Origin of the sequence: Corynebacterium simulans, from assembly GCF_001586215.1 — a bacterium.
Classification (GTDB): domain Bacteria; phylum Actinomycetota; class Actinomycetes; order Mycobacteriales; family Mycobacteriaceae; genus Corynebacterium; species Corynebacterium simulans.
The window spans coordinates 453,619-477,816 of the sequence record NZ_CP014634.1 but is presented as its reverse complement, the minus strand read 5'-3'; the positions used below and the strand labels follow the sequence as shown (position 1 = coordinate 477,816).

At 56.6% G+C, this 24,198-nt stretch carries 26 protein-coding genes and 1 tRNA gene; 19 read left to right on the top strand and 8 right to left on the bottom strand.

Annotation, left to right across the window (positions count from 1 at the left end; genetic code table 11):
• Positions 1 to 45 precede the first annotated feature (45 nt).
• Entirely contained in the window at positions 46 to 1,545 is a 1,500-nt protein-coding gene (locus WM42_RS02230; RefSeq protein WP_062035537.1) for an amino acid permease, read from the bottom strand.
• Positions 1,546 to 1,627: 82 nt separating this feature from the next.
• On the opposite strand from WM42_RS02230, the gene WM42_RS02225 reads away from it, so the two are divergent.
• Positions 1,628 to 2,254 (top strand): MazG nucleotide pyrophosphohydrolase domain-containing protein, encoded by a 627-nt coding sequence (locus tag WM42_RS02225; RefSeq protein WP_062035536.1) that lies wholly within the window; start codon positions 1,628 to 1,630, stop codon positions 2,252 to 2,254.
• 22 nt (positions 2,255 to 2,276) lie between these two features.
• Here the strand turns inward: WM42_RS02225 and WM42_RS02220 are convergent, their stop codons facing one another.
• Positions 2,277 to 2,720: a hypothetical protein gene (locus WM42_RS02220; RefSeq protein ID WP_062035535.1), complete on the bottom strand. Its 444-nt coding sequence runs from the start codon at positions 2,718 to 2,720 to the stop codon at positions 2,277 to 2,279.
• A gap of 203 nt (positions 2,721 to 2,923) precedes the next feature.
• On the opposite strand from WM42_RS02220, the gene WM42_RS02215 reads away from it, so the two are divergent.
• From WM42_RS02215 to WM42_RS02190, 6 genes are all read left to right on the top strand, one after another.
• Positions 2,924 to 3,715: a lysozyme family protein gene (locus WM42_RS02215; RefSeq protein WP_062035534.1), complete on the top strand. Its 792-nt coding sequence runs from the start codon at positions 2,924 to 2,926 to the stop codon at positions 3,713 to 3,715.
• A gap of 142 nt (positions 3,716 to 3,857) precedes the next feature.
• A complete protein-coding gene (gene eno, locus WM42_RS02210; protein WP_061921551.1) occupies positions 3,858 to 5,135 on the top strand; it encodes a phosphopyruvate hydratase in 1,278 nt (425 codons plus the stop codon).
• Positions 5,136 to 5,313: 178 nt separating this feature from the next.
• Positions 5,314 to 5,907 (top strand): septum formation initiator family protein, encoded by a 594-nt coding sequence (locus WM42_RS02205; RefSeq protein ID WP_062035533.1) that lies wholly within the window; start codon positions 5,314 to 5,316, stop codon positions 5,905 to 5,907.
• Positions 5,908 to 6,000: 93 nt separating this feature from the next.
• The gene (locus WM42_RS02200) at positions 6,001 to 6,549 is read left to right on the top strand and encodes a DUF501 domain-containing protein (protein WP_062035532.1); all 549 of its coding nucleotides are present in this window, start codon (positions 6,001 to 6,003) and stop codon (positions 6,547 to 6,549) included.
• A gap of 40 nt (positions 6,550 to 6,589) precedes the next feature.
• Entirely contained in the window at positions 6,590 to 7,546 is a 957-nt protein-coding gene (locus WM42_RS02195) for a Ppx/GppA phosphatase family protein (protein ID WP_062035531.1), read from the top strand.
• 69 nt (positions 7,547 to 7,615) lie between these two features.
• Positions 7,616 to 7,689, top strand: a tRNA-Leu gene (locus WM42_RS02190).
• 263 nt (positions 7,690 to 7,952) lie between these two features.
• On the opposite strand, the gene WM42_RS13745 is transcribed toward WM42_RS02190, so the two are convergent.
• Positions 7,953 to 8,075 carry a hypothetical protein gene (locus WM42_RS13745; protein WP_256366452.1) on the bottom strand — a complete coding sequence of 41 codons (123 nt, stop codon included), beginning with the start codon at positions 8,073 to 8,075 and terminating at the stop codon, positions 7,953 to 7,955.
• A 569-nt stretch (positions 8,076 to 8,644) separates the two neighbouring features.
• On the opposite strand from WM42_RS13745, the gene WM42_RS02185 reads away from it, so the two are divergent.
• The 4 genes from WM42_RS02185 (at position 8,645) to WM42_RS02170 (ending at position 13,085) form a co-directional block, all read left to right on the top strand.
• Positions 8,645 to 9,019 carry a PH domain-containing protein gene (locus tag WM42_RS02185; RefSeq protein ID WP_062035530.1) on the top strand — a complete coding sequence of 125 codons (375 nt, stop codon included), beginning with the start codon at positions 8,645 to 8,647 and terminating at the stop codon, positions 9,017 to 9,019.
• 232 nt (positions 9,020 to 9,251) lie between these two features.
• Entirely contained in the window at positions 9,252 to 10,079 is an 828-nt protein-coding gene (locus WM42_RS02180; RefSeq protein ID WP_062035529.1) for a Bax inhibitor-1/YccA family protein, read from the top strand.
• A gap of 399 nt (positions 10,080 to 10,478) precedes the next feature.
• Positions 10,479 to 11,201: a DUF3558 family protein gene (locus WM42_RS02175; RefSeq protein WP_062035528.1), complete on the top strand. Its 723-nt coding sequence runs from the start codon at positions 10,479 to 10,481 to the stop codon at positions 11,199 to 11,201.
• A gap of 135 nt (positions 11,202 to 11,336) precedes the next feature.
• Complete coding sequence (locus WM42_RS02170; protein ID WP_235591293.1) at positions 11,337 to 13,085, top strand: hypothetical protein; 1,749 nt, start codon at positions 11,337 to 11,339, stop codon at positions 13,083 to 13,085.
• Positions 13,086 to 13,188: 103 nt separating this feature from the next.
• Here WM42_RS02170 and WM42_RS02165 read toward each other — a convergent pair whose 3' ends face one another.
• The 3 genes from WM42_RS02165 to WM42_RS02155 form a co-directional block, all read right to left on the bottom strand.
• Entirely contained in the window at positions 13,189 to 13,479 is a 291-nt protein-coding gene (locus tag WM42_RS02165) for a hypothetical protein (protein ID WP_062035527.1), read from the bottom strand.
• Between the two features lie 44 nt (positions 13,480 to 13,523).
• Positions 13,524 to 14,045 carry a transcription elongation factor GreA gene (gene greA / locus WM42_RS02160; protein WP_061921580.1) on the bottom strand — a complete coding sequence of 174 codons (522 nt, stop codon included), beginning with the start codon at positions 14,043 to 14,045 and terminating at the stop codon, positions 13,524 to 13,526.
• A gap of 264 nt (positions 14,046 to 14,309) precedes the next feature.
• Positions 14,310 to 14,795, bottom strand: a complete 486-nt coding sequence (locus WM42_RS02155) for a DUF4307 domain-containing protein (RefSeq protein ID WP_062035526.1) — start codon at positions 14,793 to 14,795, stop codon at positions 14,310 to 14,312.
• A gap of 94 nt (positions 14,796 to 14,889) precedes the next feature.
• Here WM42_RS02155 and mca point away from each other — a divergent pair, with 94 nt between their 5' ends.
• Genes mca through WM42_RS02140 form a run of 3 tightly spaced genes read left to right on the top strand, consistent with a single transcriptional unit; the run spans position 14,890 to position 16,922 of the window.
• On the top strand, positions 14,890 to 15,783 hold the full coding sequence (mca, locus tag WM42_RS02150) for a mycothiol conjugate amidase Mca (protein ID WP_062035525.1): 894 nt from the start codon (positions 14,890 to 14,892) through the stop codon (positions 15,781 to 15,783).
• 4 nt (positions 15,784 to 15,787) lie between these two features.
• Positions 15,788 to 16,102 (top strand): hypothetical protein, encoded by a 315-nt coding sequence (locus tag WM42_RS02145; RefSeq protein ID WP_062035524.1) that lies wholly within the window; start codon positions 15,788 to 15,790, stop codon positions 16,100 to 16,102.
• A gap of 49 nt (positions 16,103 to 16,151) precedes the next feature.
• A complete protein-coding gene (locus WM42_RS02140) occupies positions 16,152 to 16,922 on the top strand; it encodes an isoprenyl transferase (protein WP_062035523.1) in 771 nt (256 codons plus the stop codon).
• A gap of 32 nt (positions 16,923 to 16,954) precedes the next feature.
• Here the strand turns inward: WM42_RS02140 and coaA are convergent, their stop codons facing one another.
• The gene (gene coaA / locus WM42_RS02135) at positions 16,955 to 17,881 is read right to left on the bottom strand and encodes a type I pantothenate kinase (protein WP_062035522.1); all 927 of its coding nucleotides are present in this window, start codon (positions 17,879 to 17,881) and stop codon (positions 16,955 to 16,957) included.
• Between the two features lie 148 nt (positions 17,882 to 18,029).
• Between coaA and glyA the strand changes: the two genes are divergently transcribed.
• Genes glyA through WM42_RS02120 form a run of 3 tightly spaced genes read left to right on the top strand, consistent with a single transcriptional unit; the run spans position 18,030 to position 22,002 of the window.
• Entirely contained in the window at positions 18,030 to 19,331 is a 1,302-nt protein-coding gene (gene glyA / locus WM42_RS02130) for a serine hydroxymethyltransferase (protein WP_061921596.1), read from the top strand.
• Between the two features lie 48 nt (positions 19,332 to 19,379).
• On the top strand, positions 19,380 to 21,332 hold the full coding sequence (locus WM42_RS02125; RefSeq protein WP_062035521.1) for a chorismate-binding protein: 1,953 nt from the start codon (positions 19,380 to 19,382) through the stop codon (positions 21,330 to 21,332).
• Complete coding sequence (locus WM42_RS02120) at positions 21,319 to 22,002, top strand: aminotransferase class IV (RefSeq protein ID WP_062035520.1); 684 nt, start codon at positions 21,319 to 21,321, stop codon at positions 22,000 to 22,002. Before WM42_RS02125 ends, WM42_RS02120 begins: the two co-directional genes overlap by 14 nt.
• A gap of 46 nt (positions 22,003 to 22,048) precedes the next feature.
• On the opposite strand, the gene WM42_RS02115 is transcribed toward WM42_RS02120, so the two are convergent.
• Complete coding sequence (locus tag WM42_RS02115) at positions 22,049 to 22,435, bottom strand: DUF5997 family protein (protein ID WP_235591292.1); 387 nt, start codon at positions 22,433 to 22,435, stop codon at positions 22,049 to 22,051.
• Between the two features lie 101 nt (positions 22,436 to 22,536).
• On the opposite strand from WM42_RS02115, the gene WM42_RS02110 reads away from it, so the two are divergent.
• Together WM42_RS02110 and WM42_RS02105 are read left to right on the top strand one after the other, a co-directional pair.
• On the top strand, positions 22,537 to 23,331 hold the full coding sequence (locus WM42_RS02110; protein ID WP_062035518.1) for a LysR family transcriptional regulator substrate-binding protein: 795 nt from the start codon (positions 22,537 to 22,539) through the stop codon (positions 23,329 to 23,331).
• A gap of 120 nt (positions 23,332 to 23,451) precedes the next feature.
• Complete coding sequence (locus WM42_RS02105; protein ID WP_062035517.1) at positions 23,452 to 24,114, top strand: LGFP repeat-containing protein; 663 nt, start codon at positions 23,452 to 23,454, stop codon at positions 24,112 to 24,114.
• Positions 24,115 to 24,198: the final 84 nt, after the last annotated feature.

Sequence of the window (24,198 nt, the reverse complement as noted above, 5' to 3'; positions counted from 1 at the left end):
TGAAGCCGAGCCGGTAGGGAGTACTTATCTATGCAGTTGTCTTGCTTAAAGCGAGAGCTTGCCGCTTGCCAATCCCCACAGAGCGGCGATTGCGCCGATGAAGACGATGGCCACGACGCACCACTCGAAGGAGTTGAAGACGCGCTCCTTCTTATACAGGCGCGTTCCCACGTAAGGGATAAGACCTGGAATAACAGCGAGCGCACCGAGCAAGACATAAACCAGGTCGGCGGCGTAGATAAGCCACAGCGAGTAAGCGAACGCGATGGCGCCGATGACGATATGACGGCGGTTTTCCCGCTTCGAGATTTCCGGGCCCGAAAGATCGAACTTCACACCTGCGTGCGGGTGCGAAAGGCCCTTGCCGCGGATACCCAGTAAAAGCAGGTAGAGCGAGGTGAAGATATAAGGCAGCAGGTACATGATGGTGGCCAGCTGCACCATGGCGTTATATGAAGTCTCATTCAAGAAGAAGACGATGATGAAGACCTGGATAACAAAGGTGGAGATAAGCTGCGCTACCCATGGGGCGCCGGCCACGTTGATGGTGCCGATCTTGCGTGGCAGCAGGCCGTCGATAGCCATCATTACGATGGGTTCAGCACACAGCATCTGCCAAGACACGTAAGCGCCCAACACCGAAAGGCAGAGGCCGATGGAGATAAAAGCCGCGCCCCATGGGCCGACGACAGCTTCTAATACGGAAGCCATGGAGTTATCCGGCAATGCTGCCAGTTCAGCTTGGGAGAGCACACCGAATGACAAGGTGGAGACCGAAACCAAAAGCGCCAGCACGGAGAAGAAACCGATGACGGTGGCACGGCCGACGTCCTTGCGGGAGCGGGCCTGCTTGGAGTAGACGGAGGCACCTTCGACACCGATGAATACCCACACGGTGTAGAGCATGATGCCCTGAATCTGCTCAAAGACGGTTGAGCCGGAATCCTTGCCCCAGAAATCAAAAGTGAACTTGTCCCAGCTAAAGCCGAGGAACGCGATGAAGACTACGAAAGCCAAAATAGGGACGATCTTGGCAATCGAGGTCACCATGTTCATCACAGCGGCCTGCTTAATGCCGCCTGCCAAAACTGCAAAAATGGCCCAAGACATTACCGACACTGCGATGGCGGAGGCCCAGCGATGATCGGCGTCGAAAAGCGGCACATAGTGGCCCAAGGTGTTAAAAAAGAGCGTGGCATACCCCACCTGCGCGATTACGGAGCCAATCCAGTAGCCCCAGCCTGCGGTAAAACCGATGAAATCACCTAGGCCCGCGCGGGCGTAGGAGTACACGCCGGAGTCGAGGTGCGGCTTGCGGTGCGCCAAGTACTGGAACACGAACGCGACAGAGAGCATGCCCACGCCGGCGATGAGCCAACCGATGAGCATTGCGCCGGGACCTGCAACCGAGGCGATGTTTTGAGGAAGCGAGAATATTCCACTGCCCACGGTGGAGCCGATAATCAAGGCGACGAGAGTCCACAGAGTCACCGTGTGATTACCCGATGACTCGGCGTTCGCCGGGGAGGAAGTAGTGGAGGTCATGCGACTAAAATACCCCGCAAAAGCCACGGAGCGAAGTCAGCATTTAAAACCTGATTACTAAACTGCCCTATACTTTGTGGCCATGACTGTTCTGTTGCTCGATGAACGCTGGCCCACGCTGATTCCGATGGAGGCACATGGGGCGCTTTTGGGCCCTGTTAGCTTCACCGGTGAGGTTCCAGTGCGCGTGCGATGGAACTTTAGCGATCTCCTAAAAGGAGAGGACCCAATGGGCGTTGGCCTGCTGGTTTCCACTGATGCGCACGAACCGGAAGTCGTTGCAAGGCTGGATGCTGGCGAGCGTCTTATCGAAGCAGAGTCGCGCAAAGATCCGATGTTTCAGGCGCGTACTGCAATGGCCCAGGCAGTGCGGATTGGCGAGTGGGAACGTGCCCAAACTCACGAGAGTCTGTTGCCTTATCTCGCCGAAGAATCCGCGGAATTTGCCGAATCCGTACGTTCCCAGGCAGGCGATGAGCACATGCGCGGCGAGCTTGGCGACGTCCTGCTACAAGTTCTCTTTCATGCCGAGCTAGCCTCGCGGCGCGGAGCATTCACGCTTGACGACGTCGCGGATTCCTTCGTGGCGAAGCTGCGCTCCCGTGCGCCCTATCTCTTTGATGGAACGAATGAGCTTGTTGCGATTGAGCGGCAGGAGCAGTTGTGGGCAGAAGGAAAGGCCCGCGAAAAGTCGCAGGCCTTGGACTAGCCGGAAATTCTTCTGAAGTTCCTTAGAGCTTCGGCAGGTTCAGCATGGACGAGAGCGTCGGAGCATAGTCCGAGATCTTGGAGGACAATCCAGTACCGCCAGTGAGGATGTTGTCCTGCTTGACGATGCCGCAGGCCAGGGCGCGGTCTGCGGTTAGCCCGGAGTACTTCACAGCTGCGATGGTCAGCGGGGAGACCTGTGCGTTCGCGTTGCCGCCAAGGTTCTGCAGGTTGTGAGCGAGCTGGTTGCGGGTGGTGTTCTCGTTAAAGAGCACGCCTTCGGTGTTTTGATCGATGACAGTCAGCGTGGTGCGAACGGTGCCGCAGTCGGCGCCGCTAATGAGCTGCGTGGCGACATTGTTAAGGTCGCCCAAGAAGCTGAGGTCTTGAGCCTGTGCTGCAGCTGGGGCGGCGAGGGAAAGGCTAAGCGCTGCGGCGGTGGCAGCGGCGTAACGGCGAAGGGACATGGAAAGGCTCCTTTTTAAGGTGTGCGGTGCAGGGGCAGGCGTGAAACCTGACCTTGTTACTGTAGCGCAAAATGTTAAAGATGGTGCAGTAGTGAAAGGCCTGACATAACTTCTTGTTGCTTACTGTTAAATTTCTGGAAGGGGAGTGGGGGCCGTAGTGTCAGTTCGGGAAGTGGCTAGGGGAGTCATTATGATTGGCATTCATGACTAAGCGGCTGCGGAAACTCGGGGGCTGCGGCCTGGCCGCAGTCCTCGCTGTCGTCGTTGTGGTTTCTCTCGTGGGCTGGGTGCTTTCTGCCCTAGGCAAGCCTGCAACCTTGAAACCGCTGCGGCCCGTTCCGCAGGCGATGCCGCCGATTGCTGGCATGGAAGTTCCTAACATTGACGTTCATTCGGAAGGGCGCACCGCGGACAAGCTTTCTTATTGGTCCTCCCAGTTGGAATCGCAGACAGGAATCTCCGGCCAGGCGCTACGTGCTTATGGCAACGCCGAGCTCATCGCCCGCGATGCGTGGCCTGAATGCAACCTGCGATGGAATACTCTGGCCGGTCTGGGTTGGGTAGAAACCCGCCATGGCACCTACAACGGCAATTGGCTGCGCCCCTCCAAGCTGGATGAAAATGGGTACCCAGATCCGCCGATTATCGGCATTGCTCTCGACGGCTCGAACGGTACCGCTCATACCCCGGACACGGATGATGGCCAAATCGATGGCGACGCTGAGTTTGATCGCGCCGTCGGGCCGTTGCAGTTCATTCCTTCCTCGTGGTCCCACGTGGGCCGCGATGCCAACGGTGATGGAGTAGCAGATCCCAATCAGATCGATGATGCCGCCCTCGGCGCGGCGGCCTTGCTTTGCTTCGGCGGGCGCAACATGGACAAGTCTGAAGACTGGGAGGCTGGCATCCTCAATTACAACCAGTCCAGGGACTATCTGGAACGCGTTGCCGCTGCTGCCAACTCATATTCGATTCCGCAGCCTGCTTCTTCTTAGAAAAGCCAACTTTTTAGGCAAGTATGTGACATAGTGCCCGACACCGTCCGAAGTTTTCTGGAACAATTGTCTTCAGGTGATTTGGGGCAAGGAACCCGAATCTCATATCAAATCAATTTGGCTCAATAGGAGTGAAAGCAGCATGGCTGACATCATCCACGTATTTGCTCGAGAGATTCTTGATTCTCGCGGTAACCCGACCGTCGAGGCCGAGGTTTTCCTTGATGACGGAGCACGCGGCGTAGCCGGCGTCCCTTCCGGTGCTTCCACCGGTGTGCACGAGGCTCATGAGCTTCGCGATGGTGGTGACCGCTACCTGGGCAAGGGCGTTCTCAAGGCCGTTGAAAACATCAATGAGGAAATCGTCGATGAGATCGCCGGCTTCGAGGCAGACGATCAGCGCCTGCTCGACCAGGCGCTTATTGCGCTCGATGGAACCGAAAACAAGTCCCGCCTTGGTGCAAACGCAATCCTCGGTGTTTCCATCGCTACCGCGAAGGCGGCTGCAGAGTCCGCTGGCCTGCCGCTCTACCGCTACATCGGCGGCCCGAACGCACACGTCCTGCCGGTTCCGATGATGAACATTGTCAACGGCGGCGCACATGCTGACTCCGGTGTTGACGTACAGGAGTTCATGATTGCTCCTATTGGCGCCGAGTCCTTCGCTGAGGCACTGCGCATGGGTGCTGAGGTTTACCACTCCCTGAAGTCCGTTATTAAGTCCAAGGGCCTATCCACCGGCCTGGGCGACGAGGGCGGCTTCGCTCCAGAGGCTGAGTCCACCAAGGCTGCACTCGATCTTATCGTCGAGGCAATCAAGAAGGCTGGCTTCGAGCCAGGCAAGGATATCGCCCTGGCTCTTGACGTTGCTTCCTCTGAGTTCTTCAAGGATGGCAAGTACCACTTCGAAGGCGGCGAGCACACCGCCGAGGAGATGGCCAAGGTCTACGAGGAACTCATCTCGGAATACCCAATCGTCTCCATCGAGGATCCGCTGCAGGAAGATGACTGGGAGGGCTACACCAAGCTCACCGAGACCATCGGTGACAAGGTTCAGATTGTTGGCGACGACTTCTTCGTCACCAACCCGGCACGCCTGGCCGAGGGCATCGAGAAGAAGGCTGCTAACGCACTGCTCGTTAAGGTCAACCAGATCGGCACCTTGACCGAGACCTTCGACGCAGTCGAGCTCGCGCACCGCAACGGCTACCGCACCATGATGTCCCACCGCTCCGGCGAGACCGAGGACACCACCATCGCTGACCTCGCAGTTGCTCTGAACTGTGGCCAGATCAAGACCGGCGCCCCGGCTCGTTCCGAGCGCGTTGCTAAGTACAACCAGCTGCTGCGCATCGAGCAGGAGTTGGGCTCCGGTGCAGTCTACGCAGGCCGCTCCGCGTTCCCGCGTTTCCAGGGCTAAACCCCTCGCGCTGGTTTTAGTTAGGTCGCCTCTTCAAGGTCCCTCGCTACCTACCCTTGGTTTTCAAACGTAGGTGGCGGGAGCTTTGAGAAGGCGGCCTTTTAATTTGTGAGAATTTACTTCATTCACACGCGCGTCACCCGTTTCAATAAGCTCGCGCCGCTAGGATAGAAACCCTATGGCACGCGAGAACCACACTTCGAAGAAATCCCGGACCACCGTCCCCGTGGTCTCGCGCGCTGCTACCCAGCGAGAGGCTGCAGCCAAAGCCAAGAAGACACAGAAGGCACGCGGCGAACGCATGGGCCGTATGGACATTGTTGGTCTCAGCGTCATCCTCGTGGTGGTCCTCATCGTGTTGCTGACCATCGCCGTGCCGCTGCGTAATTACTACCACGTACGCTCTGAAACTGCGCGCCTGCAACATTCCATCGCTGCTAAGCAGGCCCAAAAAAAAGAGCTTCTCAACGAGATCGATAAATACAAGTCGGAGGATTACCTCGAGCAGGAAGCGCGCCGCCGCTTCGGCGTCATCGCGGAGGGCGAGACCGCTTATCGCATCATGGATCGCCGAATGAATCCGGACAGCACGGTCACCACGAACAAGCTTGACGACGTCGATGAGCGTCCGTGGTACGAAATCCTGTGGGGCTCCATCGCAGAAGATGAAGACGTCAGCGCCACGGGCTCGACCAACGCAAACCCGGGCAGCCTGCCGGTAACCCCGGCGTCGCCAAGCGCGGGCCCTGAAAACCCGCCAGCTGCCCAGTAACGCGTACCGTAATTAGCCCGGCTAAAAGCCTTTATGAAGGCGCGGTGAATCCTATGCACCGCAAATGCGCTGCGGCATGAGACAATAGCTGCCATGACCGTCAATGATGCAGACCTAGAAATCGTTAAAGAGCAACTCGGCCGCGCGCCCCGCGGAGTGCTCGACATCGCTTACCGCACTCCAGATGGCCAGCCGGCTGTGGTGAAGACGGCGCCGAAGCTACCGGATGGAACTCCATTTCCTACGTTGTACTATCTGACCGACCCACGTCTTACCGCTGAGGCTTCCCGCCTTGAGGTTGCGCACGTGATGAAGTGGATGGAGGCCCGCCTAGCTGAAGATAAAGAGCTGGCAGAAGATTACGAGCGTGCCCATGAGTACTTCTTGGAAAAGCGCAACGCTATTGAAGACCTAGGTACCACTTTCTCAGGTGGGGGTATGCCAGATCGCGTGAAGTGCCTGCACGTGCTGATTGCTTATGCGCTGGCTGAAGGACCACAGCATTTCCGTCTAGGCACCGAAGCGGTGGCGATGGCTGCGGACCATGGTCGCTTGCGCGGTACCGCAATTCCGGAGGACTGGCCGAGCGTCAACGACCTGGGCATTGATCTGAGCCAGTTCGATTTCTCTAACGCTGAATAGTATTTCCAGGTAAGGCTGAGACCAAGAAGGCAGGTATTACATGACTCGCGTCGCTGCGGTGGATTGCGGCACCAACTCGATTCGTCTGCTCATTAGTGAAGTACAAGCTGACGGCAAGATTCGCGATATCGTCCGCACCATGGAAATCGTGCGTCTGGGGCAGGGCGTAGATGCCACGGGCGAGTTTGCACCAGAGGCCCTTGAGCGCACCCGCGTGGCGCTGGAGGGCTACGTAAAGCAGATGAAGTTTGAGAAGGTTCAGCGCGTACGCATGGTGGCAACGTCTGCTACCCGCGATGCGAAGAACCAGGACGAGTTCTTCGAAATGACGGCGCAGCTGCTGGGCCAGATCGAATCCGGTGCCAAGGCTGAGGTCATCACCGGTGAAGAAGAAGCTCTGCTGTCCTTCAAGGGGGCAGTGGCGGACCTGCGTTCTGAGCGCGGGCCATACTGCGTTATCGACTTAGGCGGCGGCTCGACGGAATTCGTCGTCGGAACTATCGACGGTGACATTCTCGGCGCGCATTCCGCGCAGATGGGCTGCGTGCGCCTGACAGAGCGCATCATGCGCACAGATCCTCCAACGGATTCTGAGATCGAAATCGCGGAAGATTACGTGGAAGAGCGCATGCAGGAAGTTGAAAAGATTGTGCCGATTTCCTCGGCCAAGACTTTCGTTGGCTGCGCGGGTACCTTCACCACGCTGTCTGCTTTGGCACAAGGCCTGGAAAGCTATGACCCCGATGCAATCCATGGCTCGGAGCTGCGTTTTGATGCGCTGCGAGTGCTCACGCGCCAGCTGATGGGGAAGCCTTCGGCTACCCGTGCGCTCAACCCAGTCATCCACCCAGGCCGCGCTGACGTAATCGGCGGTGGCTCGGTGGCTGTCGAGGGCATCATCAAGATGATTGAGCGCAACAGCGACGCCTCTTCATTCTTTATCAGCGAGAAGGATATCCTCGACGGAATCGTCGCCGGCATCGCCGCTGACCTCTAGCGATTCGCACTGAAGCCACCCTATTGCGCAGCAGTGCTGACGGGGTGGCTTAAAATAGAACCGCACCAAGCCCCCATAGCCCAATCGGCAGAGGCAGTTGACTTAAAATCAATTCAGTCTGGGTTCGAGTCCCAGTGGGGGCACCGTGTGAGGTCTCGAGGCATCATTCCTTTTGGATGGTGTCTTGAGGCTTTTGTTTATGCCTTGGTCGTGGGCTTGCGGCAGCTGCAGGCACACGCTCAAGGGCCGCTGACGGCACATACCCAGACGGTAAAACTAGATGACAAACTCCATTCCTCAGCTGTCAGCGACTTTTACAGTTGTCGCGGCTCATAACAAGCGGATTTGCCATCTAGAAGCCCAGAAAGAACGCGAAAGGCCCGGCCTTGAAAGGCCGAGCCTAAAGCTAGGGTTCACTCAAACCCGTGACGGTATGGCCATCTGCGGACTCGCCATCCGCATTGTTGGAGACAGTGGTGTCGCCGCCGGTTGCCTCATTGATGCTGGAGCCAATCACTGCGATGAACATGATTACCGCGATGATGCCGAGTGTTGCGGCCTTTTGGAGTCTCGGCAGGCGTCGCCGCGCTTTGCGCTGGCCACGCCATCTGAGGGCTGTTCTGGAATCCAGTGTCTTCTGGACCAGTGGTTGGAGTAGTCATTGCAAGACTCCTTTGGAGAGCGGTGAGAAAGAAAGCCAAGGTCTCAAGTCCTTGAGTGAACCCGAATGAGACCGCGAGAAGCGGTCACGATTAGTAGCCAAGAACGATTGAAAACTTTGGCGGCACTGAAAGAGGAGTAGTGGCCAAAAATATATGGCGCATCATCTTCTTTTGAGAAGATTTCGCATATCGCCTGGTTCGAAATTTCGATGGTCAGTCGCGGCATTGCTGGACTCGTTTATAGGTTTTTGCTGTCTGATTGTCGTCGTCGGGACAAGTGTGCCGCTATGGAAACGAAATTGCGGTGGGTGAACTAGTTTTCTCGGAAAATGTCATGTAACCGCTATTAGAGTTAGACGAGGCGGTTACGTGACCTCTTATGGGGATAGCTCCGCCGATTCACAAATTATTGGTCCTTTCAAAAGCAAGGAAGAAAATGGAGACCGCTCCTATTACTGAGTGGACTTTCTTTGAAGAAGTCCCAATCCCAAACGATGTTACGGAATTGCTGATTGCGGGTGAACAGCCGCATGCTGCGTATAAGACTTTCCGTGACTCTGCGATCTTTACCTCAAAGCGCCTTATTATCCGCGATGCGCAGGGGTTGACCGGCAAGAAGGTAGAAATCTACTCAATTCCTTACTCCGCTATCAACATGTGGTCCACTGAAAATGCGGGAAGAATTGATTTCAATGCGGAAGTCGAGCTGTGGACGCGAGCGGGGTATCTCAAGATTAAGTTGGGCAAAAAGATTGATGTCCGCCGTATCGATAATCTAATTGCGCATTGCGTTCTAAATAGCTCGTATTAAGCGGAGGAGCCTAAATTCCACCGCATCTGGAGAGATAGCCGCTGGGGGCTTCGAAGGTAGCTGATTTTTAAATAGTTCAGCGAAAGGCTTTGCTTCGGGAACTTAATTCGAATCAAAAGCGTTTCACTTAGTGAAATCTTCAAATAATCCTCCAGCCCCTCAGTTAGTTGATGCTGTTAGGCTGGGCCCGTTGACCCCAGCGACTAATCCAGTGAAAGGAATCGGGAATTTAATGCGTTCTAGCAATCCGGTAATGAACACTCTGACCAAGAGTCAGGGTTCGACTTCGCAGTACGGTGGAAACAATCCGTATGCTGCCAACCAAAACGTAAACCCGTTTGATCAGCAGGGCAGTGGCCAGTCTGCCGAGCGTCCGATGACTGTTGACGACGTCGTTACGAAGACGGGCATCACGCTTGCTGTGCTGATCGTCATGGCCGTCGTCAACTTCTTCATCGGTGTTCAGGTGAGCTACGGTCTTTCGCTGATTCTGACCATCGTGGGCGGCATCGGTAGCTTTGTCGTTACCCTAATCGCAGCTTTCAGTAAGAAGTTTGGCTCTGCGCCTCTGACCATCTCCTATGCGCTTCTCGACGGACTGTTCGTCGGCGGTTTCTCGCTGCTTTTTGCTGGTGTCAATGTTGCTGGCTCCGATGGCATGGCTCTGATCGGCCAGGCAATTATGGGCACTGTTGGTGTGTTTATCGGCATGCTCGTTGTCTACAAGACTGGCGCCGTTAAGGTCACTCCGAAGTTCAACAAGATTATGTTTGGTCTGATTGCAGGTGTGGCTGTTCTGGCACTGGGCAACTTCCTGACCGCAATTTTCTTCGACTTCAACCCGCTGCGCGATGGTGGCATTATCTCCATCATCTTCTCCCTGGTCTGCATTGTCTTGGCTGCAATGTCTTTCTTGACGGACTTCGACCATGCTGATCGTCTGATCCGCATGGGTGCACCGAGCAAGACCGCTTGGGGTGTAGCCCTTGGCCTGACCGTGACCCTGGTCTGGCTCTACACCGAGATTCTGCGCCTGCTGTCCTACTTCCAGAACCGCTAACGACGTTCTGGATTAAACAGCTTTACTTAGCCCTCAGCCTCCAGGGTGAGTCCTTGGCGGCTGGGGGTTCTTTTCTGCGCAACTGGAGGCTTAAGTTTGATAACTCACACTTTTGTAATTCGGGTGTAGAAATGGGGGAATCGATAAATGGTTGAGAGTTTATGGTTCTTCCAACTCTTTTACAGCCTTTTCATATGATTTGAGCAGGAAATATTTTCCCATTTTGAGGTTTAGGCAAGGCATCTTTATACCGTAGAAGACGCCCCGAATTTGACCCAATTCATATCTTGGCGCGACAGGCTGCGCAGATTCGTGCATCCTATTTTCGGGAGGCAGCCAGCGGCTAGCAGCCACAACAGCGGCCTCCGGCTCGTCATTGAAGTCTGATGAAGGGTAGTCATGAAGCAGCAGGGGATTGTTGTAGCGCTGATTGTCAGCATGGGGGTGCTGACGGGCTGCGCTATAGACCTTGCTCCATGGAGCGCGAAGGAAAACCAACCAGATACCGTAAAAGAGGCTGGGGACACCTACGGCACAAGTATGGACAAGGCGGCAGAAAACGCCGACAATCCGGGGGATGCTGTGGAGGCTACCGGGGATGGGGGCTTCAAGGATTCCAATGACACGAGCGACAGCGGTGATGCTGGTGCGGATTCCAGCATCACCGCAGAGGGGGAAGGGAACGGCGTTCTGCCGCCATTCGGCAGTTTCGATCGCACCGACCCAGATTTCGATCTATTTGATCCTTGCACAGAAATTCCAGAGGAGAAGTTAAAGGAGGCTGGTCTTGGTGAACGTCTGGAAGGCGACTTTAGCTTTCCCGACTCCAAACATTGTTCCTTTTTGTTCAACGGAGGCGACGAACCCGCGGTTGTGTCTTTAGCCTCGAGCGAACTTTCTTTCAAAGAAGTAGAAGCGTCGGAAGGTAGAAAAGAAATCTATCGTGGCGCCAAACTACCTGTAGTTGGTTTTGAAAATGAGTTTGGTACCGAGCTCTATTGCGCAATCCACGTTGAAACAGTGCGTGGTGATTTGAGCGTTAGCTTTGGGGATCAAGCCTTAAAAGCTCCGATGCCTGAAAAGTGCAGTTCAGCAGAATCGATATTAATTAGTCTGTCTTAGATTGAAATTGGGGGGAAAATGAAAATTTCATTGAATAACTTCGTCAGAGTGAGTGAGCAGGTTGGCAATCTATCTCGACGATTACGATCAGCGGCTGGGACAGCGATTTCTCCGATTGACGGTAGTTTCTCGAGCGTGAACGGAGTTGGTGACGTTGGAACAATTCATCAACGGGTGATTGCCACGGACCCAGGCTCAGCGAGCAATTCACTGCGTAGCTTCGACGAACAGATCGAATGGTTGTCTAACACGTTGGTAGCTGAAGCTCGAGGGTTTGAATCTCAAGACTTGGCTAATAGTCGTGGTTTGGACATCGCCGATGCAGGTGGCTCGGTAACGGGTGAGGCGATGCCGGTGATGAATCAGCCTGACCCGGGCTATAGCCCTTTTGGCTTCGTGATGCCGGTGGTCAATGTTGGTTCTGACTTGTTCGGGCTGGCGATGGATTTGTTGAATACCAAGATCTGGAGTGTTTCGGAGACCAATTCGCGGTGGCGGTTTCTTTCTTCTGAAGTCGCGGCGATTGTCGATGGGTTGAACGAGGTGGCCTCTTCACTGGAATCTGAAAATGACAGTGAGGCAACTGCACGCGCGGCCCAGAAAATTCGGATGGTGGCGGAATCAGGTAATCACTTCATTGCTAATGCTGAGGTGATGAGCCAGAAACTTTTCGGCTTCCAAGCCAATCTGATGGCTTCCCAGCCGAAGGCGATGGGCTTGGCCATGTCCGCGATGGCGATTCCTGATCCAGCAGCACGCAAGGCCGCCGAGCAGGCAGGTTTGGCCTTCATGCAAAGCGCACTCCAAACCCAAGTGGTCGCCGCGATGCCGTTCCAGCATCCACTGATGACCACGATGCCGCCTTCAGGCGGCGGCGACGTGAGCACCAACTTTGGCGGAGTAAGCGGGAGCGGGCAGCGTTATAGCACTGCCAACGTAGCGTGGCCGAAGCATATCGCTGAAGCGATCTCACGGGGCGAATTGGGGCCGGGTTCTTTCGGGATCGTAAATGGCAAGGTCGAAGGCCTTGAGGGCTTAGGCATGAGCGATGCTGACATTCAGAAGTTCAATAATGACTTGGTCACCAATGGTCGGAATACACTTGCGGAACTAGGCGCGGGAGGCTTCAACCCGATCGCTGCCGGTGATGTCGGCACTAGGGGAGCAAGTGTCAATCTTGCTCCTGTTGCGCCAGGAGGTGCGGGCGCCGGTATGGGCATGGGCCCTGGTGTAGGAGCGGGTGCTCTTGGCGGGGCGCCATCGCTGGCTTCCGGTAGCGGTGCGACCTTAAGTCCAGCGACTATGACCGCAGGTGTGGGAGCTACCGGTGGTCTGGGTTCTGGTGCAGGCACTGGTCCGATGATGGGAGCCCTTGGCGGCGCACCGGCTCTTGCAGGTAATGCTTCAGCGAAGGGGCAAAGCCTTGGTCGTGGACAAGGGCTGGGCCTTGGAGTATCTAACGCAGGTGGCCATGGAGCGGGACGTCTTGGCGCTGTAGGACCGGGCGGAGCTTTTAGCGCCGGTGGAGTTGGCGGCACGGGAGGCATTGGCGGCGCTGGGCTGGCAGGCTCGGCAGGGTCAACCGCGGCGCCGAGTGCACGCACAGGCGCATTGGGTGCTGGTGGAGTAGGCGGTCCGGGTAATACTGCAGGTACCGCTGCAGCGGGCGTTAATTCGGCCCGGGGTGCGGGTAATACACGCGGTGCGATGGGTGGCCGAATGATGCCGTTGATGGCAGGAACCGGCCAGGGCGGCGGGCAAGATCGGCGTATCAAATCGGTGACCAGCAAGGTCGAACGCGATCCCAACCGTCGTGATCTCCTAGGCGAGCCGCCGGCAGCATTGCCGGGTGTCATTGGGGCGTGGGCCCGTGAAGAGAGTTAAGTCGATTGTCGAAGAATGAGTAAAGCGCCCAGGTGGAATGCCTAGGCGCTTTACTGCTAGTGATTGCTAGCTGCTGCTTGGTGCGCAGCATCAGCCGCGACGTTTACTGAGCCGGAACTACCTGGGTCTCAACAACTACGTTCGGATCGCCAGCGGCAGGAGCCTCGGAGCCGGCGGCCTCAGCACCAGTGGCCTCAGCCTCAGGAGCCTGGGTAGCGGAAGCCTCGGACTGGGAGCTGGACTCAGCTGGCTTTGGAGCCTTGCCAGTGTAGGTGGAGGCGTTATCGATCTTCTCGCTGGTGGAATCCTGCTGGTTCGGTGGGTGGCAAGCTGCCAGGGACAGGCCTGCAGCGAAAACCAAACCAGCAGTTGCGAAGCGGGAGAACTTCTTCATGGGTGCTCTTTCTCCAGAATGAATTGAAATAAAAGAAAAGAAAATTAGGACTCGCGCGGAGTTGCGGCCTTAGCTGAATCATACGGCGCTGCGGATTCCACCGTGACCGAAATGGTCTTGCCATTTGGTGCGGTGTACTCGCGGGTCTCACCCTCCTGGGCGCCAATCAGTGCAGCGCCCAGCGGGGACTGCTCAGAGTAGGTCTCCAGGTCCTTGTTATCGGAAGCGGCAGCGCGGGTACCGATAAGGAAGGTTTCCTTATCTTCCTTGTCGCCGTTGTAGTAAACGTGGACAACGGAGCCGACGGTTGCAACGCCCTCCTGAACGGCAGTGCGCTCAGTGGTGGAGTTAGCCAGGACCTCAGAGATTTGCTTGATGCGGGCCTCTTCCTGGTCCTGCATCTCGCGGGCTGCGTCGTAGCCTGCGTTCTCCTTCAGGTCGCCCTCTTCGCGGCGCTCGTTAATCTCGGCAGCAACGACCGGGCGGTGGTCGATGAGAGCCTGCAGCTCAGCTTCAAGCTTGGCCTTGGTCTCCGGGGTGATGTATTGCTTCTGCTGCTCAGCCATAGTGCAACCTTCCGTAAAGCGGGGGTGAAGAAATGAAAATTATATGGATAAGGTCAGCTCCAAAACTGCGATTTGCAGCCGCGACCTGTCCTAAGCGCTACAAATCCTAGCACATGCGCTGCGCCTGCCACGGCGTCGACTAGTGCGTAAGGCTCCGCACTTAAGGGGTGAATCCGCAGGCGAATTGCGGGGCGGGCGGCTATCGCCAAGATATCGAGCAAGAAGACGGTGCCCACCTTGATCAATATAGATTGATAAATCTATTTAGTTGCTGGATTGCTCAACGTAGTCAGGGTGTTCCATATCCAAGTAGGAAGGAATATTTCCCGAGCAACCATAAACGCCACCGGCTACTGCGCGGTGATTAGTGGGGACGTCGACAGCAATGCGCTGGGTTTTCGGGCCGCCGGCAGGGACCGCGAACTCACGGCGTCCGACCTCTGCCTTGGAGTAATCGAAGGCCTGCACGATGCAGTATGCGTCTTCATCGATGTGGTTGCGGGTGACATCCGCCCACACACGGGTGGAATCGTCGGAAAGAACTTCGTGGGTGACGTAGGAGATGTCCGCGTTGACCTTCTCCTGTTTCTGGAAGTACTGCACGCCATAGATAATCGCGGCAATAAACATGGCGGCGAAGACCAAAACGATGGCTTTGTTTGTAATGCTCGAGGTATTATTCGCAGAGCTGTCTGCCGTGGGGCGGGCACCGTAGCGAGCACCTGAACGAGGGGTACCGGCGGAAGTCATGAATCTTAGTCTAACCAACAGTCAAGATTTTCAAACTATCCACTAGGATGGACCTCTGTTCCGAAATTCAGCGCTAGAGGAGATGAACCCTACTATGAGCGACAAGCGCCTACTAGCCATTCACGCGCACCCAGATGACGAATCTTCCAAGGGCGCTGCAACCACTGCGAAATATGCGGCTGAAGGTGCCGAGGTTCTGGTGCTGACCTGTACCGGCGGCGAGCGCGGTGACGTCATCAACCCAGCGATGGATAAGCCGGGTGTGAAAGAAAACATGGGCGAGATTCGCCGCGAAGAGATGGCGAAGGCCGCCGCAGCCTTGGGCGTAGAGCACCGCTGGCTGGGGCATGTCGATTCCGGCCTGCCAGGCGGTGATCCATTCGATCCGGATCTAAAGAATCTGCTGCCGGAAGGTTGCTTCGCACTTATTCCAGATGATGAAGTAGCGCAAGAGTTCGTGAAAACCATTCGTGAGTTCCGCCCCCAGGTCATCGTCACTTATGACGAGATCGGCGGCTATCCGCATCCAGACCACCTGATGGTCCATCGAGCTTCCATCATCGCCTGGGAAAAGGCCGGAGATCCTTCCTACCACCCAGAACTGGGCGAACCTTATACGCCGCAAAAGCTCTATTACTCGCATGGCTTTGTCTACCAGCGCATGAAGCTCTTCCATGATCTTTTGGAAGAAGAGGGAAAGACCAGCCCCTATGGCCCGATGCTGGCGCGCTGGGATACGGCCTTTGGGGACATCATGGCGCGCGTTACCACGCAGGTAGAGTGCGCAGACTACTTCCAAAATCGCGAGGATGCCCTGCGCGCGCATGCCACCCAGATTGATCCGGCAGGAGCATTCTTGGCGACGAACGTCGATGTACAGCAGCGCCTATGGCCCACCGAGGAGTTCGAGCTCGCGCAGACCCGCGTTGCTACTGAGCTGCCGGAGTCGGATTTATTTGCAGGAATTGCCGAAGTAGGGGAGTCTTAGAAGCATGAGCGCATTTGATTCGCTGATTCTTGCAGCAGGTGACGTCCACGCACAAGTTAACTACCTAGCCCAGGGTGCCCAGGAAGGCCCGATGGGGCCTGAGTTTGGCAAGGCCTCGCCAATTGGCCTTCTCATCTTGGCGTTGATGGGTGCAGCCGTCTTGTTTGCGGGGTGGAATTTCCACCGTCGTTACTCGCGCTTTCGTCGTCGCATCATGTTCGCCCAAGACCACGGCATCGACCCTTTCGATGACCAGGCTGTCGACGCCGCGATGAAGGAAGCAGGCATCTTCGACCAGAGCAAGCGCTCCTTCTTGTAGGTCAATTGCGGCCTGTCCCTCGTCTTGGATTGTGTTTTAAGGACTAACCGTGAACTTCCTCAGCCAGTTGCTTTATCCCCTGTATGAGGCTCGCCTCACGCGCGCTATCAAGGGAACCCCGCAGCCCCGGCACGTCGCCATCATGGCGGACGGAAACCGCCGCTGGGCGCGGGAGGCTGGATTCACTGATATCAGCCACGGTCACCGCCAAGGTGCGAAGAAGATCAGCGAGATGATCTCATGGTGCAAAGACACCGATATTGAGGTCGTCACCATTTATCTTTTGTCCACGGAGAACTTGAAGCGCAGCACCCAAGAGGTGCAGCTTCTCTTCGACATCATCTCGGACGTTGTCACCCATCTTTCCAAGGGCGACTTGGACTGCCAGATTCGCTTGGTCGGCCATCTGGATCTCCTACCGGCTAAGGTCACCGAGCGCATGCGCCTTGCAGCGCAGGCAACTGAGGGTAATAAGGGCGTCATCGTTAACATCGCCGTCGGCTATGGCGGGCGTCAGGAAATCGTCGACGCCGTGCAAAACCTTATCCGTGATGAGGCCGGGAAAGGCCATAGCGCGGAGGAAATCGCGGGCAATGTTACCGCCGAGGCCATCACGAGCCACCTGTATACCAAGGGCCTTCCGGACCCAGATCTTGTCATCCGTACCTCCGGTGAGCAGCGCCTTTCCGGCTTCTTGCTGTGGCAGGCGGCGTATTCCGAAATCTGGTTCACCGATACCTATTGGCCGGCTTTCCGCCGCGTGGACTTCTTGCGCGCGCTGCGGGATTACTCACAGCGTTCGCGTCGCTTCGGCAAGTAGGGCCTCATCTACGCGCCTAGAAACCCCGTTTACTAGAGCTTGCGCATGCGTACCTTTTCCACCAAGTGGTGGGAACCCTTGCGCAAAACCAGGGAAGCGCGCGGCTTGGTGGGCAAAATGTTTTCCACCAAGTTGGGCAGGTTGATGGACTGCCAAATCTCGCGAGCCTGCGCGCGGGCTTCCGTATCGTTCATCTCTGCATAGGCAGCAAAGTGCGCGCCCGGCTCACGGAAGGCGGTATGCCGCAGGTGCAGGAAGCGCTCGATGTACCAATGCTCAATGTCATCAACGCGCGCATCGACGTAGACCGAGAAGTCGAAAAGGTCAGAGACCATTAGGGTAGGCCCAGTCTGGAGGACGTTTAGGCCCTCTAGGATAAGGATGTCGGGCCTTTGCACCACCTGATGTTCGTCAGGCAGGATGTCGTAGGAAATATGCGAATAGACCGGCGCTTTGACTTCCGCTTTGCCTGACTTCACGTCGGTGACAAAACGCATGAGCTTGCGCCGGTCGTAGGATTCCGGAAAACCTTTGCGCTGCATCAATCCGCGCTCATGGAGCACCTTTGCCGGATACAAGAATCCGTCAGTGGTCACTAGATCTACTTTTGGGTGGGTCTCCCAGCGCTGCAGAAGCAGCTGCAGAACGCGGGCAGTGGTGGACTTACCCACCGCAACGGAGCCTGCGACACCGATGACGAAGGGCACGTGGTTTGCGCTGTTTCCCAGGAATTCCTCCGTAGCAGCCGTGAGCTCCTGGCGGGCTGCTACCTGCAGATGGATAAGACGCGATAACGGCAAGTAAACGTCAGCGACCTCGTCTAGGTCGATGCGATCACCGATACCACGAAGCGCCTCGACTTCTGCAGCGGTGAGAACCTGGGGCATCGACAAGCGCCTTTGGCGCCAGGTTTCACGGTCGAAGTCAAGGTATGGACTGGAATCGGTTGCACGCGCCATGGCCACATTGTCGCACCTTATTTCTTTCTGGGGAAAACCTTGGGGGATGAAATGGTACTTTCGTCCCCCGCGTGGGGGCGTGGCAGTTAATATGTAGGGCAGGTTTGAAACGACCAGTTAAGCAACCGAGAAGGGAATCAACGCTTCCATGACTGCCAATAATTCCGCAGACGTGCGCTATCAGGAGATGCGCGAGCTGGATCCGGACGTTTTTAACGCCATCAACGGCGAAATCGCCCGCCAGCGCGAGACTCTCGAGATGATCGCCTCTGAGAACTTTGTTCCGCGTGCCGTTCTGCAGGCACAGGGCTCCGTTCTGACCAACAAGTACGCAGAGGGCTACCCGGGTCGCCGTTACTACGGTGGTTGCGAGCACGTTGATGTCATCGAAGATCTGGCACGTGAGCGTGCCAAGAGCCTCTTCGGTGCTGACTTCGCCAACGTGCAGCCACACTCCGGCGCTCAGGCTAACGCTGCGGTACTGTCCAGCCTCGCCGAGCCGGGCGATAAAATTCTGGGCCTGTCCCTGGCGCACGGCGGCCACCTCACCCACGGCATGAAGCTGAACTTCTCCGGCAAGCTTTACGACGTCGCAGCTTACGAGGTCGACCCAGAGACCATGCGTATCGACATGGATAAGCTGCGTGAGCAGGCTATCAAGGAGCAGCCGAAGGTCATCATCGCCGGTTGGTCCGCGTACCCACGTACTCTCGACTTCGCTGCTTTCCGCTCCATCGCGGATGAGGTCGGCGCAAAGCTGTGGGTCGATATGGCTCACTTTGCAGGTCTGGTTGCTGCTGGTCTGCATCCCTCTCCGGTACCGCACGCTGACGTCGTTTCCACCACGGTTCACAAGACCCTGGGCGGCCCACGCTCCGGCCTCATCCTGGCGAAGCAGGACTACGCTAAGAAGCTCAACTCCAGCGTCTTCCCAGGTCAGCAGGGCGGCCCTCTGATGCACGTCATCGCTGCAAAGGCAATCGCTTTGAAGATTGCAGCTTCGGAGGAGTTCAAGAACCGTCAGGAGCGCACCCTCGAGGGCGCACGCATCCTTGCTGAGCGCCTGACCGCATCCGATGCCAAGGCAGCCGGCGTTGACGTGCTGACCGGCGGCACCGATGTCCACCTGGTTCTGGCAGACCTGCGCAACTCTGAGCTCGATGGCCAGCAGGCTGAGGATCTGCTGCACGAGGTTGGCATCACCGTCAACCGCAACGCTGTGCCAAACGATCCACGCCCACCGATGGTCACCTCCGGCCTGCGTATCGGAACCCCTGCGCTGGCCACCCGTGGCCTCGATGCAGCAGCCTTCGAAGAGGTCGCTGACATCATCGGTACCGCACTCGCACAGGGCAAGAACGCTGATGTTGAGTCCCTGCGCGGTCGCGTTTCCAAGATCGCTGAGCAGTACCCGCTCTACGACGGTCTTGAGGATTGGAAGATGGTTTAAGACAGCCAAGCGCTACCCCGCGCATCTGCTGCCTATAAAATTCCGGTTATGAACCTGCTGATCGTAGATAACCACGATTCTTTTACCTTCAACCTCGTGGACTACGTTCGGCGGGTAACCGGGTGTGAGCCCACGGTTGTCCCGAATGACATCCCGTGGGCTCGCATTGATCTGGCGCTTTACGACGCCGCTATCATCTCGCCCGGGCCTGGTAGCCCGGCCAATCCGGCCGACTTGGGAATTAGTGCCAATGTGCTGCGTGAATTCACCGGCCCAATCCTCGGCGTGTGCCTTGGCATGCAAGCTATGGTGCACCTTGAAGGTGGGGAAGTGGGCCTGGCTTCCGCCCCGGCACACGGTATTGTTACTGAAGTAGACCACGATGGCTCTGGGCTCTTCGAAGGCCTTGCCAGCCCACATCGTGTGGTGCGTTACCACTCGCTGGTGGCCCACCGTGTTCCCGAATGCTTCGATGTGACCGCCACCTGCGCCGACACTTTTGGCACGACGCTCACAATGGCCATCGCGCACCGCACAAAACCCCAGTGGGGCGTGCAATTCCACCCGGAGTCACTGCTTACTGACTCTGGCCCGCAGCTCATCGAGAATTTCCTCGGCCTCGCCAGACGCTATTACGCACAGCAGTATTTCTGCGTACGCACTGTGGATATAGAAGTCTCACTCGAAGATGCAGCTCGTGCGCTGACCGGAAATGCCTTTTGGCTCGACTTTGGCCGCTTTAGCATTCTTGGCGATGACTCTGGTCACAGGTCCCGGCATCTCAGCTATAGCTGCCAGCCGGGCCAGGAATTCTTCGAAGTGGCTAAACGCGAGTATGAACGCCACGTTCTCCCCGCGCGCGTTGGCGCTCCGATTCCTGGTTGCGACTTCGCCTTAGGGTGGGTGGGCTACCTTGGCTATGAAGTCGGCGTCGAAAAGCAGCGCTTTGCTCAGTTCCAAAGGCATAGGTCACCGGGGCCAGACGCAGAGTTTATTTTCTGCGACCGGGCGATAGTGGTGGACCATGAACAGCGCAGAACTTATCTCTTAAGCTTCGCCGACGACAGTAAGTGGCAGCTTAAGCTTGCCATGGATTCGGCACCGCAAGCTCCGTGGCAAAGTCCTGGCCGGCTGGTTCACGGCGAGCAAGAATATCTAGAACGTATCGCTGCCGCTCAGGACTATATGGTGCGCGGCGAGTCTTATGAGGTGTGTCTGACCAATCGCATTGAGTTGGAGCCTGTGCCAAATCCCTTGGAGACCTTCCTCCAACTGCGCGCGGCTAATCCGAGCAAGCGCACCGGCTTCCTGGGGTTTGCCGGCAACGCGCTGCTATCGACGTCGCCGGAGCAATTCTTAAGCATTGACGCATGGCGAAACGTTTCCTCGACGCCAATTAAAGGAACGAGCCCGCGCGATACGGACCCAGAAATAGATGCGGCGAATGCGCGTAGTCTCCGGGGCGAAAAGACCACGTCGGAACTGCTCATGGTGGTGGACATGGTCCGCCACGACATAGCCCGCGCCTGCGACGATGTGCGGGTGCCCCATGGTTTTCAGGTGCACTCTTATTCCACGGTGCATCAACTCATGTGTGAGGTAACCGGGCGACTGAAGCAGCAGTCTAGCCCCATAGATGCGATTGAGGCCGCGTTTCCCGGCGGTTCCATGACCGGCGCGCCTAAAGAACGCACGATGCAGATAATTGATGAGATCGAGGACACCTGGCGCGGCGTCTACTCTGGCGCCTTTGGCTACCTTTCGCCGACCGGTACGGCGGATTTTTCCATGGTGATTCGCTCAGTGGTCAGCAACGAACGCGGCGCTTATTACGGTGTGGGCGGGGCAGTGCTGGCTGTAAGCGAGCCTTCCGCGGAGTGGGAAGAAACCATGGTCAAAGCGCGTCCGCTGTTTAATCAATTGGGCATGGCTCCAAGCGATCTTCACGCGCGGAAGGAACCACATGCTGAAAGCTCGGAGACCTTAGATGAATCACGTTGATTTCCGCCTGGTGGATTCTTTTCTGGTCCGTGAAGGGCGCGCTATCCGCCCGGACCTCCACCGCAAACGCTTCGGCGATGGCTATCCAGTACTCGGCGAAATCCCGCGGGAGGGGCAATGGTTTCCGCGAATTACAGAAAATGCTGTGGAATGGCGTCTAGCCCCGACGCTGCGCACCCACTCGACGTTGTGGGTTCCAGAGACTGTGGATCCGCGGGAGCATCCATTGCTTAAAGGCCCGGATTTGCCTAAGCTCGCGAAGCTAAGACAACAGGCCCGCGACCATGGTGCGGATGATGCGGTTTTGTTTTCGGCCAGTGGGGTTGTCCATGAGGCCGCAAATGCGGCAATCGTGTTCAAAGATGAGAAGGGTCTCGTGATAGGCCCACATGGTTCTGTTTTGCTCTCGACCACGGTGCGCGCCACCGTCGAGGCGGGGCTTATTGTTAAACCGCGCCGAGCGGAACTTACCGTGGAGGAAGCTCCTCAGCTGCCAGCCTGGTGTGCCAGCGCACTGCATGGTTGGACGCCGGTAACGAAGTGGCTCATCGGTGGTAAAACGCTTGCCGGAGCAGAGCACCCAGCATTGGGCAAACAATGTCAAAGCGCTGCGGAGCTCAACGAACAGTTGTGGCAGTCCGCCGTGCCACTGGCAGAAGACTATTCCTAGATTTTCTCAGCCCTTGGTTCTGCGTTGACGCTAGGGCCTTTAAGATTTAAGACTCGTTAGCAGGAGAGTCTTCAGAGGCAGGCTGCCCATTGCCGTCACGGTTTTCGGCATGTGCCTTGCGCGCAGCAGCCAGCCACTCCGGCATTTCTACCAAGAGTTCCTTGATCTCTGGAGTGGTCATCGGGCGGTCAAATTCGTTCTTCTTTAGAGAAGTAACGGAGATACCGAGCTTCTGTGCCACGACGGGGCGTGGGTGTGGGCCGTTCAGGCGCAGGTCGACCAACCACTGTGGTGGGTTGTCTTGCAGCTCGCGTAGCTCTGTATGGCTGACAGCGGAGTTCTGGAATTCCTCCGGGGTAGCGGGCAAGTAGATGCCGAGCTTCTTCGCTGCGGTTTGCGCACGCATCGCGGTGCCAGAAGGCTGTTTATTCATCTCATTCACTCTCCCTACGGTAGCAGCACGGCAGGGTAGGTGTCACTGCCTATAAAGTGCAGGAACTAGTACTGAGCAAGCAAGACAGTACTATTGGCTGCATGCTGCGACTAGTTTTTGCCACGGGCACCGAACCAGGAAAATGGTTTGAACGATACCGCTCCAACCCGGATTATGGGGAGCTAGTCACTTTAGACGCTGATGATGCTCTTGCAACTTTGCTAGAAGGCGAAGCCGACCTTGCCTTGGCCCGAATCCCCGCAGAGGGCGCGGATCCGCGCATCGACGATTCCTTCCATCTAGTGCGTCTATATGAAGAAGCCCCGGGAATTGCCGTTCCCAAGGATTCTGTTTATGCAGAAGTAGGCGAAGAGATTGAGCCCTCCGATGTTTCTGAGGAGCATCTGAACTACCGCATTGGCGACGACGCCCAGGTCGACGTCGAAGCAGTGCGTACAGGTCTTCAGGTGGTGGGCGCCAACGTGGGTATTGTCATTGCCCCGCGCCCATTGCTGAAGGTGCTCAGTAAAAAGCAAGTAGTGCCTTTGGCGTTCAACGATCCGACAGTGGCGCGCACTGCCATTGCTTTGGTCTGGCGTAAGGACCGCGATGGCGAGGACATCCAAGCATTTGTCGGGGTAGCTAAAGGACGAACCAAAAACTCCTCCCGCGGTACTGCCGTGAAGCTTAGCGCCCGCGAGAAATCTAAAGCGAAGCAAGCGCGCCGGGAAGCCGCGGCCAAGGGCCAAGGTGGCCAAGGAAAAGGTCAGCAAAGTGGCCAGAAAACGACAAGTTCTAGGTCACGGTCCGGTAACAAGCGGGCTGCTCAAGGCCGAAAAACCAATCCGTTACCAAAAAGTAAGAAATTCTCTCAGCGGGGAAAACGACGCAAATAACGACATTTTTCGCCTAAATTGTTGAAAACTGGGTGGCTGCTGTGGGTGATCTGTCTATAGCGTTAATTGAGTTGCCGCAAGGCAGAAGAAATTCACATATTTAGAAAAGGATTATTAATCATGAATAAGATTTCCCGTCGTTTCGCCGCTGGCCTGACCGCAGCTTCCCTGTCCCTGGCAGTTGTTGCTTGCTCTGACGCTGAGGATGCAGCAAACAACGCTGGCGATGCCGCAAAGGACGCAGCAAGCCAGGCAACCGACAAGGCCGGTGAAGCAGCTAATGACGCCAAGGATAAGGCTGGCGAGGCTACCGACAAGGCTGGCGACGCTGCCAACGATGCCAAGGACAAGGCCGGCGATACTGCCGCTGATGCTTCCGACAAGATGAGCTCCGATGATTCCAAGGACGGCGCAGCTTCCGGTGAGATGAAGAAGATCAACACCCCGGCTGGCGAGGTTGAGGTTCCGGCCGCTCTGGCTTCCGCAATCGACGAAAAGTCTGCTGAGTGGGGCGACGTTCAGGATGTAGAAAACTCCGAGAATGGTTCCCTGGCTACCTTCGCTGAGGACAAGCTGATTGCCTTCAACGAGGAGTCCGGCGCACAGCCAATCATCGGCAAGATCGCTGAGACTTGGAAGGGCGAGGGCGGCCTGGAAAACAAGGTTGGCCTGCCTACCGCTCCAGAGCAGGCTGAAGGTAACGGCTGGGTTCAGGAGTTCACCAACGGCACCATCAAGTGGATGAAGGGTGAGTCCGGCCAGTACGAGGCTACCGTTGAGTAAATCTCGCTAATTTAATAAAGTCGGCTAGGTTTCTACCTAGCCGGCTTTTGTGATCACTGTTGTGTGATCACTGTTGGTCCTCAT

What these genes read in the sequence shown, in the direction of transcription:
- WM42_RS02185 (WP_062035530.1), top strand. Translation starts at nt 8,645, where the DNA reads ATGGAGACCGCTCCTATTACTGAGTGGACTTTCTTTGAAGAAGTCCCA.
- greA (WP_061921580.1), bottom strand. Translation starts at nt 14,045, where the DNA reads ATGGCTGAGCAGCAGAAGCAATACATCACCCCGGAGACCAAGGCCAAG.
- WM42_RS02115 (WP_235591292.1), bottom strand. Translation starts at nt 22,435, where the DNA reads ATGAATAAACAGCCTTCTGGCACCGCGATGCGTGCGCAAACCGCAGCG.
- WM42_RS02155 (WP_062035526.1), bottom strand. Translation starts at nt 14,795, where the DNA reads ATGACTTCCGCCGGTACCCCTCGTTCAGGTGCTCGCTACGGTGCCCGC.
- WM42_RS02220 (WP_062035535.1), bottom strand. Translation starts at nt 2,720, where the DNA reads ATGTCCCTTCGCCGTTACGCCGCTGCCACCGCCGCAGCGCTTAGCCTT.
- WM42_RS02175 (WP_062035528.1), top strand. Translation starts at nt 10,479, where the DNA reads ATGAAGCAGCAGGGGATTGTTGTAGCGCTGATTGTCAGCATGGGGGTG.
- WM42_RS02230 (WP_062035537.1), bottom strand. Translation starts at nt 1,545, where the DNA reads ATGACCTCCACTACTTCCTCCCCGGCGAACGCCGAGTCATCGGGTAAT.
- eno (WP_061921551.1), top strand. Translation starts at nt 3,858, where the DNA reads ATGGCTGACATCATCCACGTATTTGCTCGAGAGATTCTTGATTCTCGC.
- WM42_RS02200 (WP_062035532.1), top strand. Translation starts at nt 6,001, where the DNA reads ATGACCGTCAATGATGCAGACCTAGAAATCGTTAAAGAGCAACTCGGC.
- WM42_RS02205 (WP_062035533.1), top strand. Translation starts at nt 5,314, where the DNA reads ATGGCACGCGAGAACCACACTTCGAAGAAATCCCGGACCACCGTCCCC.
- coaA (WP_062035522.1), bottom strand. Translation starts at nt 17,881, where the DNA reads ATGGCGCGTGCAACCGATTCCAGTCCATACCTTGACTTCGACCGTGAA.
- WM42_RS02195 (WP_062035531.1), top strand. Translation starts at nt 6,590, where the DNA reads ATGACTCGCGTCGCTGCGGTGGATTGCGGCACCAACTCGATTCGTCTG.
- WM42_RS02215 (WP_062035534.1), top strand. Translation starts at nt 2,924, where the DNA reads ATGACTAAGCGGCTGCGGAAACTCGGGGGCTGCGGCCTGGCCGCAGTC.
- WM42_RS02105 (WP_062035517.1), top strand. Translation starts at nt 23,452, where the DNA reads ATGAATAAGATTTCCCGTCGTTTCGCCGCTGGCCTGACCGCAGCTTCC.
- WM42_RS02165 (WP_062035527.1), bottom strand. Translation starts at nt 13,479, where the DNA reads ATGAAGAAGTTCTCCCGCTTCGCAACTGCTGGTTTGGTTTTCGCTGCA.
- WM42_RS13745 (WP_256366452.1), bottom strand. Translation starts at nt 8,075, where the DNA reads ATGTTCATCGCAGTGATTGGCTCCAGCATCAATGAGGCAACCGGCGGC.
- glyA (WP_061921596.1), top strand. Translation starts at nt 18,030, where the DNA reads ATGACTGCCAATAATTCCGCAGACGTGCGCTATCAGGAGATGCGCGAG.
- WM42_RS02180 (WP_062035529.1), top strand. Translation starts at nt 9,252, where the DNA reads ATGCGTTCTAGCAATCCGGTAATGAACACTCTGACCAAGAGTCAGGGT.
- WM42_RS02125 (WP_062035521.1), top strand. Translation starts at nt 19,380, where the DNA reads ATGAACCTGCTGATCGTAGATAACCACGATTCTTTTACCTTCAACCTC.
- WM42_RS02110 (WP_062035518.1), top strand. Translation starts at nt 22,537, where the DNA reads ATGCTGCGACTAGTTTTTGCCACGGGCACCGAACCAGGAAAATGGTTT.
- WM42_RS02145 (WP_062035524.1), top strand. Translation starts at nt 15,788, where the DNA reads ATGAGCGCATTTGATTCGCTGATTCTTGCAGCAGGTGACGTCCACGCA.
- WM42_RS02225 (WP_062035536.1), top strand. Translation starts at nt 1,628, where the DNA reads ATGACTGTTCTGTTGCTCGATGAACGCTGGCCCACGCTGATTCCGATG.
- mca (WP_062035525.1), top strand. Translation starts at nt 14,890, where the DNA reads ATGAGCGACAAGCGCCTACTAGCCATTCACGCGCACCCAGATGACGAA.
- WM42_RS02120 (WP_062035520.1), top strand. Translation starts at nt 21,319, where the DNA reads ATGAATCACGTTGATTTCCGCCTGGTGGATTCTTTTCTGGTCCGTGAA.